This window comes from Microbacterium sp. Gd 4-13 (assembly GCF_003095395.1).
Taxonomy (GTDB): Bacteria; Actinomycetota; Actinomycetes; order Actinomycetales; family Microbacteriaceae; genus Microbacterium.
The window spans coordinates 13,388-26,624 of the sequence record NZ_QEIJ01000005.1; the positions used below are offsets into that span (position 1 = coordinate 13,388).

Annotated in this window: 12 protein-coding genes, 2 tRNA genes and 1 pseudogene; 2 read left to right on the forward strand and 13 right to left on the reverse strand. The window is 69.5% G+C overall.

Going from position 1 to position 13,237, the window contains the following annotated elements; all coding sequences use genetic code 11:
* Positions 1-38: 38 nt before the first annotated feature.
* The 8 genes and pseudogenes from DEA06_RS16835 to DEA06_RS10625 form a co-directional block, all read right to left on the reverse strand.
* Positions 39-899: pseudogene (locus tag DEA06_RS16835) on the reverse strand (MSMEG_0565 family glycosyltransferase); the annotation flags it as partial.
* Entirely contained in the window at positions 896-1,750 is an 855-nt protein-coding gene (locus DEA06_RS10595; protein WP_116647973.1) for a carbon-nitrogen hydrolase family protein, read from the reverse strand. The pseudogene DEA06_RS16835 and the gene DEA06_RS10595, both read right to left, overlap by 4 nt.
* Positions 1,751-1,782: 32 nt before the next feature.
* Complete coding sequence (locus DEA06_RS10600) at positions 1,783-3,042, reverse strand: MSMEG_0569 family flavin-dependent oxidoreductase (protein ID WP_116647974.1); 1,260 nt, start codon at positions 3,040-3,042, stop codon at positions 1,783-1,785.
* Positions 3,039-3,338: an MSMEG_0570 family nitrogen starvation response protein gene (locus DEA06_RS10605; RefSeq protein ID WP_116647975.1), complete on the reverse strand. Its 300-nt coding sequence runs from the start codon at positions 3,336-3,338 to the stop codon at positions 3,039-3,041. Before DEA06_RS10605 ends, DEA06_RS10600 begins: the two co-directional genes overlap by 4 nt.
* Positions 3,331-4,233 (reverse strand): carbon-nitrogen hydrolase family protein, encoded by a 903-nt coding sequence (locus DEA06_RS10610; RefSeq protein WP_116647976.1) that lies wholly within the window; start codon positions 4,231-4,233, stop codon positions 3,331-3,333. Before DEA06_RS10610 ends, DEA06_RS10605 begins: the two co-directional genes overlap by 8 nt.
* A 7-nt stretch (positions 4,234-4,240) precedes the next feature.
* Entirely contained in the window at positions 4,241-4,768 is a 528-nt protein-coding gene (locus DEA06_RS10615; RefSeq protein WP_116647977.1) for an MSMEG_0572/Sll0783 family nitrogen starvation response protein, read from the reverse strand.
* 106 nt (positions 4,769-4,874) lie between these two features.
* Positions 4,875-6,290 carry an MSMEG_0567/sll0787 family protein gene (locus DEA06_RS10620; protein ID WP_116647978.1) on the reverse strand — a complete coding sequence of 472 codons (1,416 nt, stop codon included), beginning with the start codon at positions 6,288-6,290 and terminating at the stop codon, positions 4,875-4,877.
* Position 6,291: 1 nt separating this feature from the next.
* Complete coding sequence (locus DEA06_RS10625; protein ID WP_116647979.1) at positions 6,292-7,386, reverse strand: MSMEG_0568 family radical SAM protein; 1,095 nt, start codon at positions 7,384-7,386, stop codon at positions 6,292-6,294.
* A 243-nt stretch (positions 7,387-7,629) separates the two neighbouring features.
* Here DEA06_RS10625 and DEA06_RS10630 point away from each other — a divergent pair, with 243 nt between their 5' ends.
* Positions 7,630-7,860, forward strand: coding sequence for a hypothetical protein (locus tag DEA06_RS10630; protein WP_116647980.1), 231 nt, complete (start codon positions 7,630-7,632; stop codon positions 7,858-7,860).
* A 13-nt stretch (positions 7,861-7,873) separates the two neighbouring features.
* Here DEA06_RS10630 and DEA06_RS10635 read toward each other — a convergent pair.
* The 5 genes from DEA06_RS10635 to serS all read right to left on the reverse strand — a co-directional run bounded on the left by DEA06_RS10635 (position 7,874) and on the right by serS (position 11,916).
* Positions 7,874-7,965, reverse strand: a tRNA-Ser gene (locus tag DEA06_RS10635).
* Between the two features lie 107 nt (positions 7,966-8,072).
* On the reverse strand, positions 8,073-9,380 hold the full coding sequence (locus DEA06_RS10640) for an LCP family protein (protein ID WP_240606912.1): 1,308 nt from the start codon (positions 9,378-9,380) through the stop codon (positions 8,073-8,075).
* A 67-nt stretch (positions 9,381-9,447) separates the two neighbouring features.
* Positions 9,448-9,532 (reverse strand) — tRNA-Ser (locus DEA06_RS10645).
* A gap of 234 nt (positions 9,533-9,766) precedes the next feature.
* A complete protein-coding gene (locus DEA06_RS10650) occupies positions 9,767-10,654 on the reverse strand; it encodes an HAD family hydrolase (protein ID WP_116647982.1) in 888 nt (295 codons plus the stop codon).
* Positions 10,651-11,916, reverse strand: coding sequence for a serine--tRNA ligase (gene serS, locus DEA06_RS10655; protein WP_116647983.1), 1,266 nt, complete (start codon positions 11,914-11,916; stop codon positions 10,651-10,653). Before serS ends, DEA06_RS10650 begins: the two co-directional genes overlap by 4 nt.
* Before the next feature lie 86 nt (positions 11,917-12,002).
* On the opposite strand from serS, the gene DEA06_RS10660 reads away from it, so the two are divergent.
* Positions 12,003-13,235 carry a diacylglycerol kinase family protein gene (locus tag DEA06_RS10660; protein ID WP_116647984.1) on the forward strand — a complete coding sequence of 411 codons (1,233 nt, stop codon included), beginning with the start codon at positions 12,003-12,005 and terminating at the stop codon, positions 13,233-13,235.
* Positions 13,236-13,237 lie beyond the last annotated feature (2 nt).

A 13,237-nucleotide genomic window follows, 5' to 3' on the forward strand; every position in this document is an offset into this window, starting at 1 on the left:
ACGAGAGCAACGACCGGCACGCCCGCGGCGAGCGCCTCCATCGCGGCGAGACCGAAGCCCTCTTTCGTCGAGACGAAGCCCAGCACGGTGGCCCCCGCCACGAGAGACGGCACGTCGCCATCGGCAAGCGTGCCGAGGATGGTCGGCTCGATCCCGAGCTCGACCGCGCGCCGCTCGAATTCCCGGCGGTAGGAGCGGTAGTCGAAGAGAGTCTCCCCACCCCCGAAGACGAGACGCAGTTCCGGCCTCCTGCTCCGCAGCGTCGCGAAAGCCTCGAGCAGATCGAGCGAACCCTTGCGCGGCTCGATCCCGCCCAGAGCGAGCACGTAGTCCCCCAGGTCGGCGCGCCAGCGCGCGCGCAGCGCTTCTCCGGCCGGCCCCGCAGCATCCGCGAAACGTTCGGCGTCGACGCCGTTCGAGATCACGGTGGGCGCGTACCCGTACTCGGCCTCGACTTCGGCGGCGACGGCACGCGAGACGCAGATGCGGGCCGCCGGTCGATGGATGGCGAGTTCGTGACACTCGACGAGTCTCGGTGTGGTGAACGCGTCGAGGTGATGGATGGTCCGGATGCACTCACGGCCCGCCGCGATCACCGCGTTCGCCGAGATGCAGTCCTGCGCGTGCACCACATCGGCGCTGCTCGAGAAGTGCCGTGCCATGGCGCCGATCGAGCGCTCGATGCGCTCACCGACGCCTTCGCCCTCACGCGACTCGAAGGGAACGACGCGAACGCGCACCGCCGGGTCGACCTCTCGGAAGAAGGCCGTGTCGGACCCGCGGCCGAGAGTCCACACCTCGACGTCGTTGCCGCGGGCGGCGAGAGCCTCCGCCAGGGCCAGAGTGTGAACGACGCCGCCGCGCGGCTTGGTCGAGTACGTGACCTGGGCGATCTTCATGGCGCGGTCAGCCGGTAGGCGTGCTCCGCGCGCTGGTCGAGGTGGTTGAGGCTGCGACGAGCTCGTGCACGGGATGCTGCGACATCCGCCTCGGCGACGGCGAGACCCCCCTTCGCCCACGTCTTCGCGATGATCTCGCCGGCCGGGTCGACGATCTTCGCCTGGCCGAGGAATCGCAGGCCGCCCATGACGCCCGTCTGGTTGGACGACACGAGATAGACCTGGTTCTCGGCCGCCCGCGCGCAGTCGTACAGATCGAACAGGTGGGCCTGCCGGTCGTTGCGGATGCGATCGGAGCGGTCGGTGACACTCGCGGGCCACGCGCTCAAGCAGGCGAGGATCTCGGCGCCGTCGAGCGCGAGCGATCGCGCGGACTCGGGGAAGGTCTTGTCGAAGTCGATAAGCATGCCCAGCCGCCCGACGGGGGTGTCGAACGCCGAGAACTCGTCGCCCGCGCGATAGACGTCGGACTCGCCGAGCGGAAGATGCACCTTGCGGTGCGCACCCAGGATGCCGTCGCCCGTCACACAGACGGCGGTGTTGTACCTGACCTCGGCACCGTCGATGACCGCGCGCTCGGCCACCCCGAAGCACACCGTCATCTGCCCGGCCATGGCGGCGACGGCCGCGACCTCCGGCCCGTCGAGGTCGACCGACCGCGGCGCGCTGTCGACGGCGTGCGAGGGGTGCTCGAGCTCGAGCAGATATCCGCCGATCGTCGCATCGGGAAGGACGAGCAGATCCACACCTCTCTCACGAGCGTGATCGATGATGCCGGGCAGCTTGGCGAGGGTGCGATCGACGTCGCGGCCGAAGTGCGCCGCGACCCCCGCCATCGTCACTGTGCCCATTGCCTCAGGGTATAGCTCGGTGCCCGCTCGCCTCAGGCGACGGGAATCTGCTGCTGTTCGCGCACGGCGATCCTGCCCGCGACGTGCTCGGCATCACGGGCGATCGCGTGGAAGCGACCGGATCCCCACGTATGCATCCAGGGGAGGCCGATGAAGAAGAACCCGGGCACCTTCGACTCCCCGTACGTGTGCAGGGGATGACCCTGGTGGTCGAGGACGTCGAGGTTGCCGAGCCAGGACCAGTCCGCGCGGAAGCCGATCGCCCAGATCACTGATGCGACGTCGGCGGTTGCAAGCTGGCGAGGCACCTCGGTCGGCTGCCACACCGCGCTGTACCGTTCCTCTTCCGGGGCGTGGATCTCCTCACGCTCGATGTACCGGTCGATGTCGTTCTTGATCGACTCGGCTACCGAGTCGGCGTAGTCGAGATTGTCGGGCAGAGTGTCGTCGAACAGGAAGGCGCTGTCCGTGAGACCGACGGCGCGGCCGTAGAGACGTACACCGCGCACGGCGAACTGGCGCAGATCGATGTCACGACCGCCGTCGCGGCCGGTGACGTAGTGGTTCGTCGATTCGCGCTTGGCGAGCCCGTGGGCCGAGACCGGCACGTCGTAGATGCCCATCTCGGCGAGCCACGTCATGCAGTCCTTCCCGCGGTAGAAGCGGGCGACCCGGGGCGCGCGACCCAGCGCGAGGTGAACGTCGCGACCCTCGAGCAGGAGGTCCTCCGCGATCTGCGTGCCGGACTGACCCGACCCGACCACCAGGACGGGGCCCTCGGGCAGTTGAGCGGCGTTGCGGTACTCGTGCGAGTGCAGCTGGAAGACGTCGCCGGGGATCTCGCGCGCCCACGCGGGCGTGACGGGAAGGTGATATCCGCCCGTGGCGGAGGTGACCGTGTCGGCGGTGAGGGTGCCCGCGCTCGTGCGCACCGTGAACCCCCCGCCGGGGCGCTCCTCGACCAGAGAGACCGAGACCCCCTCCGCGACCGGCGCATCGAACGTGTCGGCGTAGTTCCTCGTCCACGCGTAGACCTCATCGCGTGCCATGAAGCCGTCGGGGTCGGGGCCGTCGTAGGGATAGCCGGGCAGACGGCACTGCCAGTTCGGTGTCACCAGGGTGAAGTTGTCCCAGCGGCCGTCTCGCCACTCGTGCACGAGCGTGTCACGCTCGATCACCACGTGACGGACGCCCTGCTGGACGAGATGCCAGCTCAGGGCGAGACCCGCCTGGCCCCCGCCGACGATGACGGCCTCGAAGTGATCGCCGTCGTTCAGCGCGACCGGGATCACGATGCGGCTCCCTCGAGGCCGGGCTGCATAGCGACGACCACGACCTCGCCGGCCGCGTACGCGGAAGCGGCGGTCGCGATGGTCTCCTCCGAGTGCATCGCCGAGGTGCAGGCGAATCCGTACCTGGCCCGCACCCGCTCACTGGCGATGGCGAGTGCCTCACTCGTGCGACCGACGAAGTCCGAGAGCGTGTACCGCTCCCCCACCCGCAGATAGTCGTGCATGACGAGACTCGGTGAATAGTGCGACGTCTGTTGGCCGTCGGGCCAACGCACGGCGAAAGTCATCTCAGGCATGAGCCAGCTCCCTCCAGCGTGTCGCGCTGTCACCGTCGGTCGCGGTGACCGGGCCATAGACGTCGGGCCGGCGGTCGCGCAGATGGAACATCCCCCCGCGCATCGCTCGGAACGTGTCGTCGATGTCGATCTCGGCGACGGCGAGGCCCGCGCCGAGCAGCGTCGTGGCGATGATGTTGCCGCCGGGGTCGACGACCTTCGCGTTGCCGACGTAGCGCAGCGACCCGAACGTGCCCGACTGGTTGGACGCCATCCAGAACACCTGGTTGTCCAGCGCCCGGGCGATGTCGAACTGGTTGAACCGGTAGGTCCAGCGGTCGTCCTGCAGGTTCTCCGCCGTCGCGGTGCGTGCGGCCGGCCAGGCCGACATGCTGACGACGATCTCGGCGCCGTCGAGTGCCAGCATCCGCGCAGCCTCAGGGAACGCCTTGTCGTAGCAGATCTGCATCCCCACCCGACCCACCGGGGTGTCGAACGCGGTGTACGTCGAGCCGGCCGAGTACGACATGTTCTCGCCCAGGGGCTGATGCACCTTGCGGTACGAACCGTAGATGCGCTCGCCGTCGAGGCAGACCGCGGCGTTGTACCGCGTCTGCCCGTCATCATCCAGCTCGCAGAACCCGATGGTGAGGATCGTGTCGCCGGCGAGCTCCTGCACCCGCCTGATCTCGGGTCCGTCCAACCGGATCGCAGGCGGGAGAGAGCGTCGGGTGTTCTGGATGGTATCGCCGTGGTTGCCGAGCGAGGAGAGGTAGCCACCGATGGCGGCTTCGGGGAACGCGACGAGGCGGGCTCCCTGAGCTCGCGCGTCTTCGAGCAGCTGCTCGATCAGCGCGTAGTTCTGAGCGAGGTCCCGCGTGAAGTTCGCCGAGACCGATGCGACGGTGACAGACATCCGTGCCTTAGAGGTTGTAGGTGGAGTTGATGATCGCGCCCTTGCGGGCGTAGTAGATCAGCGCGTCCTGCACGTCCAGCGGGTGCGCGGGGACGACACCCTCGATGAGGTCTTCCTCGCGCATGCCGTGCAGCGCCATGCCGAAGCGGCAGCAGTAGACCGTGCCGCCCTCCTTGATGAAGGTCTCGAGCGAGCCGTTCATGTTCAACTCCCCCGGGAAGCCGGAGTCGCCCGTCGTCGGGAAGCCGCGATTCGCCGTGCAGGCGAGCGTGCCCGGGCCGTAGAAGTAGATCGCCGACTCGAAGCCCTTTCGAAGGGCCCGCGTGGCCTGCAGGATCGCGACGAAGCTGACCGAAGACTCGTGCGGGATGCCGTGGATCAAGGTGAAGTAGGTCTCGCCGTCCTCGGCCTGGAAGTCGGGGAAGATCTTGGTCGACCCGTAGATGTTGGTCCCCTTGGGGAGCGAGGGGTGGGGGATCTCGCCGAGGGACGTGGCGATGTTCTCGGCGATCTGGGCGTCGATGTCTTCAGGCATGGTTCATCTCTTTCGTGGGGTGGAGCACGGGATGGAGCTGAAGGGAGCGTGTATCCACACTCCCCATTCGATGTTTCGATGTGGTTTCATCCGGAATGAGGTCGTGTTACGAAGCGGCGGAACCGAGGCCGGTCGCTGCACCATCGCACGCCACGGTCTCGACGCCGTCGGGCCACCGCAGCCGCACGTCCGTCCCGGTGTCGAGCGTTCCGATGACGGCGGTCTCGGCGATGCGCGACGCCGTGCGAGAGCGTCCCGGACGGTCGGCCGTCAGCATCCCGAACCCGGGAAAACATGTCAGCCAGTCGCCGAACGCGACGTCATCGGGCGCGGGGATCGCGGAGACGTCGAGCGTGAGGCCGGTACCCGATGCCTCGGCGAGCATCGCGGCGCTGCCGACGATGCCGCCCATGCTGACGTCCTTCGCCGCGGCGGGGCGGGCTCGACGGACGATCGCGCCGAGCTCGCGCAGCTCGGCCCCGGTGCGTGCCGAAGTGGTGTCCCACTGCTTGCCCTCGAACCCTCGGCGCCAGCGCCCGCGGAGATCGACGGTGAGACTGAGGTCGTCGCCCGCGCGTCCGCCGCCTCCCGGCACCGGCCGCTTGGTTCGTCCGAGTGCGGTCACCGAGAGCGACGACGCGACGCCGAGCTGGGTGTGTCCGCCGAGGATAGGAACGCCCCAGGCGTCCGCCCCGCTGCGCAGACCCCCGAGGATGCGACGGGCGAACGACGCGGTCGGTGCCGCGACCGCGTCGAGCAGCCCGACCGGCTTCGCACCCATCGCCGACAGATCGTTCATGTTGACCAGCACGGCGCACCATCCCGCCCACTCGGGGTCGCGCTCGACCATCGCCGGCAGAATCGCGTCGCACGCGGCGACCACGTCTGTTCCGTGGAGGGGGACCCCATCGTCGCCGACGTAGCCGGAACCGCCGAGAGCACCCGGGTCATCGCCGCGCAGCGCGCCGATGAGCTCGCCGAGCGGGCCCTTGGTCGCCTGCAGGAGTCGCTGGATGCGGTCGATGGGCCAGCGCATGCGCACGTGGGCGGATCCGCCGATCGATGCGCGCCCCCAGGTCTGCCATCCGAGGTGACGGAACAGCGGTTCGTTGCGCTCCTGCACGGTCGCCTCGAATCGGAGCACCCCCTGGGAGAGTGCGGTGGCGCAGGCCTCTCGTACGAGCGCGGAGCCGATGCCGCCCGCTCCGCGGGCGTCACGCCGCACCACGAGACGGCTGCCCGTCCACCACCCGATGTCGCGTCCTTCGACCGCCGGAGCGATTCGCACGCCCCCCAGAACGACTCCCTCCCGGTCGATGCAGACGAGCACGATGGTGCGCGGGTCGTCGTCGATCCGGTCCGCGTCATCGGCGTCGAAGATGCCCTGCTCGGCGACGAAGACCTCGCGCCGGATCGCACGGTAGTCGTCGATCTGGCCGCTCGTCGCCCGCGCAATGCGCCAGGCGGTCCGGTCACGAGCCGCCTCGGGGGCGAGGCCGGTGATGAGCGGGACGTCGAGCATGTCAGGCGCCCGCCGTCTTCAGCGCGCTGCAGGCGCCGCACGCCACGCAGCCCGCCCGCTGGTCCTCGCCGCGCATCCCCGCCGCGGTGAGCAGGTCCGCGACGCGCGTCGTCACCGAGTCGAGCACGGATCGGTGCGGGGCCGGCACCTTGTCGACGTCGGTGGCGAGGGTGCCTTTGAGGGGACGGAAGGGCACGACGAAGGGGTACACCCCCATCTCGATGAGCTCGCGCGCGCCGTCGACGAGTTCGTCGGGGTCCTCCCCCATGCCGACGAGGAGATAGGTGGAGACCTGGTTGAAGCCGAACACGCGCACCGCCTCGCGCCACGCCGCCCGATACTCGTCCATGCTCACGCGCGACTTGCCCGGCATCCACTTCCGGCGTACGTCGTCGTCCATCGATTCGACGTGGATGCCGATCGAGCGGGCTCCCGCGTCGTACAGGTCGGTGATCGCCCGCAGATCGGCGGGCGGCTCGCACTGCACCTGGATCTCGAGCCCCGGAACCGCCTTCTTGACCGCGCGCACGCATCGCGCGAGGTGCTTGGCGCCGCGGTCCCAGCCGTTGGAGGTACCCGTGGTCATGACCATGCTCGTGATGCCGTCCAGCCGCACAGCCGCCTCGGCGACCTCGGCGAGCATCGCGGGGGTCTTCACCGCGATCGTGAGTCCGGCATCGAGCGATGCTTCGATCGCACAGAACCGGCACCGTTCGCTCTCGTCATAACGTACGCAGGTCTGCACGACGGTCGTCGCCAGCACGTTGCGCCCGTGGAGCTTGGCGATCTTCTCGTAGTTGACCCCGTCGGCCGTCTCGAGATCGTAGAACTTCGGCCTCACCACGGGCTGCACATCGAAGCCGAGGTCGGCGCCCTCGAAGGTGAGCCTGCCACTGGAGCTCACGACATAGGGGCTCGAAGGATTGAGCGGGATCGCAGCGCCCTCGCCGTTTATGATGAAGTGGCCGTCGTCACTGGGCCCCGCACCCCCGGATCGCCGGACCGGCGCGTCACTGCGTACGCCGAGCAGCGCGATGTTCACGCGTGTCGAGACGTGGGCGGCGGTGTCGGTCGGAGCAGCCGATGCGGGAGTCATGACTCCAGTAGACGGACATCCTGTTTCGGTGTGGCTACGAACGGATAGCGACCGTGTTTCCGCCCGAGAAGTTTGCGTTTCGTCGAGGCGAGCCGTCGCGCCTGTGGAGGACTCGTCGCGCTCCCGCCGAGATGCGGGCAATCGGTCGGCGCGCGGGCCGATCCCCCGCCTCCCAACGAGGCCCGCGCCTTCCTCCCCCGCGCGACGGATGTGGGCCCCGGTGCCGCTGGCTAGCGTGAAGGCATGAGCGATTCCTCGAACAGCAACCGGGCGTACCTCGCCGTCGGAATCTCGTTCCTCGCGGTCGCGGCGACGATGTGGCTCGCGATGGACAGCTGGGCCATCGCGCTGCCGTTCGCGGCCTCGGCGATCACGTTCATCATCTTGGGCACCCGCCCCGCAGCCCCGCCCGAGACGGACGAGAAGGATGCGGGGCTCGACGGCGGCCCCGGAACGAAGAAATCCCCCGAGTGATCGGGGGATTCTCTGGCGGAGACGGAGGGATTTGAACCCTCGGTCCCCGTGAGGGGACTCCACCTTAGCAGGGTGGTGCACTAGGCCGAACTATGCGACGTCTCCAGGCTTCCGTCGCCGAAACGGCGGACGCACCCACCCATAGTAACGGGTGCCGCAGGTCTCACCGAACCCGCGCCGCCCGCCGCATCCGGGCGTCTCTCCGGCGCGGGTCAGCCGATCCCGGTCAGGTTGCCGTTCGAGCACGTCTCCTGCGCCGCCGTCACACCGGCGATCGAGTCGGGAAGAGCGACGGCCGACTCGGTCGGCGCCGGAACCCCGGTGGCGCTCTCGGTCGGAGCGGGCGCCTCGGGCGCGGCATCCGTCGGTTCTGCCGTGGGCTCTGCTGTCGGAGCCCCCGTCGGGTCGACCACGACGACGCCGTCGCCCTGGCTGGCCTCGCCGGTCAGCTCGAGCGGCTGGTTGGTGGCGAGGGCGTCCCAGAGCGCCGTCGCGGCCGACCTGTTCGGGATCACGCGGTTCGCGTCGACGGGGTCGGCCACGGTCGGGTACTGGATGAACGTGATCTCGTCGAACGGCACGTCCTTCACCGCGAGGGCGATCTGCGCGAGCGTCAGCGGGTTCGTGAGCGACGTCGACGGGTCGATGCTGTTGAGCGCCGTCGACGCGAGCTTGTAGAGCGTGCCCGGGTTCGACAGCACATCCTCGCTCACGAGCTTCTTCACCAGGCGCGACATGTACTGCTGCTGGTTCGAGATGCGACCCAGGTCTCCGCCGTCGCCGACGCCGTGGCGGGTGCGCAGGAACTGCAGCGCTTCGACGCCCTGGATCGTGTGCACGCCCGGGGTGAGATCGAGACCGGTGTACCGGTCGCGGATGCCGCCGGAGACGCAGACGTCGACGCCGCCGATCGCGTTGGTGATCTCGATGACCCCGCCCCACGTCACGGTGGCGGCGAAGGGGATGTCCTGCCCGCTCAGCTCGGAGATCGTCTTCACGGTGCACGAGAGGCCGCCGTAGGAGAAGGTCGTGTTGATCTGCTGCTTGGTCATCGCCGGCGACGTCGTGCCGTCGGCGTCGGTGCACGACGGGATGGGCACCATGAGGTCGCGCGGGAAGGAGATGACCGTCACCCGACGCGGCTCATCGGAGATGTGCACGAGCATGTTCACGTCGTTGAGCTCGCTGGCCGAGTCGGGCCCGGTGCAGCGATCGCCGAAGATGTCGGCGTACTCGGGCTCGCACTTGTCGGTGCCGGCGATGAAGAGATTCACGCCCCCCTCGATCGCGCCGATGTCGGGCGGAACATCCGACTGCCCCTCGAGCTCGATCGCGTCGGCGGTGTAGCTCTGCGTCAGGTCGTACAGCACGTAGCCGCCGACCCCGAGGCCCGCGACGAGCACCACCGCCACCGCGACGGCCACCACCTTCATCAGCTGCGCGAACGGATGCGGCGAGGTGAGGCGTCCGTGACGCGCCACCGTGCGGCGGCCGCGCTTGGCGGGCTTGATCGTACTCACTCGGGTCCTCTCGGGGCGGATCGTTCTCGCCGACCCCCAGGTCCGGCGGAGTGTGCAGATGCTCTTGCGGAGGGTGTGGGATTCGAACCCACGGGACATCTCTGCCCACTGGTTTTCAAGACCAGGTCCATCGGCCGCTCGGACAACCCTCCCGACAGCGTGCTTCGCAGCACCGTCGAACGGCGTCGAGTCTATCGAGTACCTGGCCGCCATTCTGACGCGCCGGTCTGGACAAGCCCTGATAGACGCGCCAAACGGATGCGGCGCGCCGCGCCATCGGCCCCCGGCCGATTTGGGGCGCCCTTCTCCCGTTGGGGCGCGGAATTCCACGCCCCAGTCAGAAGATTGCGCCCCGAACGCACGGAGACGGATGCGGCGCGGGTGCCCTACAGCGCGCGGAGGATCGCGGCGACGCCGCCCTCGTCGACCGAGAGGCCGATCTCGCTGGCCGCCGCGTGCACCTCGGTGGGCCCCTGGCGCATGGCGATGGCGCGGCCGCCGTGCTGGACGGCCCACTCGAACATCCCGATGTCGTTGCGCCCGTCGCCCATGACGAGAACGCGCTCGGGGGCGATGCCCAGCCAGCCCCGCACGAGCTCCAGCGCCGTGGACTTGTCGACGCCCATCGGGGCGATGTCGAGCCACGCGGTCCACCCGATGGCGTACGACACCTGGTTCAGGCCGATACGCGCGACGAGGTCGACGAAGTCTTCGTCGCTCTTGCCGGGCGAGACGACGACCACGCGGCAGACGGGCTGGTGGCTGAGCTGTTCGAACGTGACGTGCCCCGCGCCGCGCAGGTTCCAGTCCTCGAGGTACTCGGTGTACAGGCGGGTGCCGTCGGGCAGCTCGACCATGTAGCGCGCGTCGGAGAGGTGCTCGCCCAGCAGCGTCAGCACCTCCGACGCATCGAACGTCTCGGTGTGGGCGCGCTCGTATCCGTCGGCGCCACCGCCGCCGACGCGCTTCATCACGATCGCACCGTTGGAGCACACCGCGTACTCGGGCCAGATGCCCAGGCGCTCCATGATCGTATGCGTGCTGTCCCAGCTGCGGCCGGTCGCGAGCATCACCTCGTGACCGCGCGACCGCGCGAGCTCAACGGCTTCGACGACCCCGGGAGAGAGCGTCTCGTCTTCGAGGATGACGGTTCCGTCGACGTCGAGGGCGATCAGCATCCGCTCGGCGAGACCGTCTTCGGCGAGATCCTCCACCAGCTCGGCGGCGTCCTCCTGCTCGACGATGTCGACGCTGCCCGTGTCGGGGATCGTCATTCGACGGGCTCCATGACCTCGAGGCCTCCGAGGTAGGGCCGCAGCACCTCGGGCACCGTCACCGAGCCGTCGGCGCGCTGGTGCGTCTCGAGCAGGGCGACGATCCAGCGGGTGGTCGCGAGCGTGCCATTGAGGGTCGCGACCGGCGAGGTCTTGCCGCCCTCGGGACGGAAGCGGATGTCGAGGCGCCGCGCCTGGTAGGTCGTGCAGTTGGAGGTCGAGGTGAGCTCGCGGTACGCGCCCTGGGTCGGCACCCACGCCTCGATGTCGTACTTGCGCGCGGCGCTCGATCCGAGGTCGCCGGCGGCCACGTCGATCACCCGGTACGACAGACCGAGGTCCTGCAGCATCCCCTCCTGCATCGCCACGAGACGCAGGTGCTCGGCCTCGGCTTCTTCGGGGGTCGTGTAGACGAACATCTCGAGCTTGTTGAACTGGTGCACGCGGATGATGCCGCGCGTGTCCTTGCCGTACGACCCGGCCTCGCGGCGGTAGCAGGTCGACCAGCCGGCGTAGCGTTTGGCGCCCCGCTCGAAGTCGAGGATCTCGTCCATGTGGTACCCGGCGAGGGGCACCTCGCTCGTGCCCACGAGGTAGAGGTCATCGTCTTCGAGGTGGTAGACCTCGTCGCCGTGCTGGCCGAGGAAGCCGGTGCCGCGCATGACCTCGGGGCGCACGAGGGTCGGCGGGATGATCGGAGTGAACCCGGAGGCGAGCGCCCGGTCGAGGGCGAGCGTCATGAGGGCGAGCTCGAGGCGCGCCCCGATGCCGGTGAGGAAGTAGAAGCGACTGCCCGAGACCTTCGTGCCGCGTTCCATGTCGATCGCGCCGAGCTTCTCGCCGAGGGCGAGGTGGTCGAGCGGCACGAAGTCGTAGGCGGGCACGTCGCCGTGCGTGCGGAGGGTGACGAAGTTGTCCTCGCCACCGGCGGGCACGCCGTCGATGACGATGTTCTCGATCTTCGACAGCGCGAGATCGGCGGATGCTTCGGCCTCGGTCACCGCGTGCTGAGCGGCTTTCACGCGCTCGCTCAGCTGCTTCGCCTCGGCCACGAGGGCGGCCTTCTCCTCTTTGGGTGCCTGGGCGACGCGCTTGCCGTGGGCGTTCTGCGAGGCCCTTAGCTCCTCGAAGGCCGTGATCGCGGCGCGGCGACCCCGATCGGCCGCCAGGGCATCGTCGACGGTCTCCGGAGACTCGCCCCGGGCCACCTGGGAGCGCTTGACGAGCTCGGGATCTTCACGCAGCAGGGTCACGTCGATCACGCGATCAGTCTAGAGTCCGCGAGCGCCGACCTCACCCGCGGCCGACCCCGTCCGCGCCGAGAGCCCCCGCCCCTAGGGTGGGAGCCATGGCCCCAGCCCCGGCAGTCCCCGGCGACGACGATCCCGGCGCGGGCGAGCACGACCCGGTCTCCGCGGCATCCGATGCCCCGGGTCCTCGCGGCGCCGACGACGACTCTCCCGCGCCCGCGGACGCCGCCGCACCCGACGGCGTCATCCGCCAGCCTGACGACGTCGCGCCCGACTCGTCGGCCGAGGCGGCGGGCGAGGCCCGCCGCGTCGACGCGCTGGGCAATCCCGCCCCGCTCGCAGCGCCGCGGGGAACGGGGAAGCGCGCGGCCCTGGTGTACAACCCGACCAAGGTGAGCCCCGCGACCCTGCGTGCGAAGGTCGTCGCGTTGTCGTCGGAGGCGGGGTGGGACGCCCCCCTCTTCTTCGAAACGACCGTCGACGACCTCGGCGACGACGCCACGCGCGCCGCGGTCGACGACGGCGTCGACGCGGTGCTCGTGGCCGGCGGTGACGGCACGGTCCGCGCGGCGGCCGAGACCCTGACCGACACGGGCATGCCGCTGTCGATCATCCCGAGCGGCACGGGCAACCTGCTCGCGCGCAACCTCAACCTGCCGCTGACCGACCCCGACGCGATGATCCGCGCCACGTTCCACGGCGACATCCACCCCACCGACGCCGGCGTCGCGCGCCTGCGACGCCCCGACGGCACGACCGAGGAACACGGCTTCGTCGTCATGGCCGGCATGGGGCTGGATGCGGCGATGATCGCGAACACGAACTCGCAGCTGAAGAAGACCGTCGGCTGGGTCGCCTACGTCGACGGAGCGGCGCGTTCTCTCGTGAAGGCGCAGCCGTTCCGCATCATGTACCAGCTCGACGACCGGCGCCTCCACGGGGCGAAGATCCAGAGCATCCTGTTCGCGAACTGCGGCACCCTGCCGGCCGGCATCTCGCTCATCCCGGGCGCCTCGATCGGCGACGGCCTCATGGACGTCGCGATCATTCAGCCCACCGGCCCGTTCGGCTGGCTCGGCGTCTGGCGCAAGGTCGCCTGGGACAACTCGGTGCTCCGGCGCTTCCGCGCCGGGCGCCGGGTGCTCGAGCGTCGGCGCGATTCGTCCGTGCGCTACCTGCGCGGTCATGAGATCGAGACCGCCACCTCCCCCGCCCAGCCCGTCGAGCTCGACGGCGACGAATTCGGCGAGGCCACCCGCATCCACTGCCGCATCGTGGCGGGCGGTCTGCAGCTCGTCGTGCCGAAGGGCCACGACACCTCCAGGCTGTAACA

What these genes read in the sequence shown, in the direction of transcription:
- DEA06_RS10615 (WP_116647977.1), bottom strand. Translation starts at nt 4,768, where the DNA reads ATGCCTGAAGACATCGACGCCCAGATCGCCGAGAACATCGCCACGTCC.
- DEA06_RS10630 (WP_116647980.1), top strand. Translation starts at nt 7,630, where the DNA reads ATGAGCGATTCCTCGAACAGCAACCGGGCGTACCTCGCCGTCGGAATC.
- DEA06_RS10660 (WP_116647984.1), top strand. Translation starts at nt 12,003, where the DNA reads ATGGCCCCAGCCCCGGCAGTCCCCGGCGACGACGATCCCGGCGCGGGC.
- DEA06_RS10595 (WP_116647973.1), bottom strand. Translation starts at nt 1,750, where the DNA reads ATGGGCACAGTGACGATGGCGGGGGTCGCGGCGCACTTCGGCCGCGAC.
- DEA06_RS10650 (WP_116647982.1), bottom strand. Translation starts at nt 10,654, where the DNA reads ATGACGATCCCCGACACGGGCAGCGTCGACATCGTCGAGCAGGAGGAC.
- DEA06_RS10620 (WP_116647978.1), bottom strand. Translation starts at nt 6,290, where the DNA reads ATGCTCGACGTCCCGCTCATCACCGGCCTCGCCCCCGAGGCGGCTCGT.
- DEA06_RS10610 (WP_116647976.1), bottom strand. Translation starts at nt 4,233, where the DNA reads ATGTCTGTCACCGTCGCATCGGTCTCGGCGAACTTCACGCGGGACCTC.
- DEA06_RS10625 (WP_116647979.1), bottom strand. Translation starts at nt 7,386, where the DNA reads ATGACTCCCGCATCGGCTGCTCCGACCGACACCGCCGCCCACGTCTCG.
- DEA06_RS10605 (WP_116647975.1), bottom strand. Translation starts at nt 3,338, where the DNA reads ATGCCTGAGATGACTTTCGCCGTGCGTTGGCCCGACGGCCAACAGACG.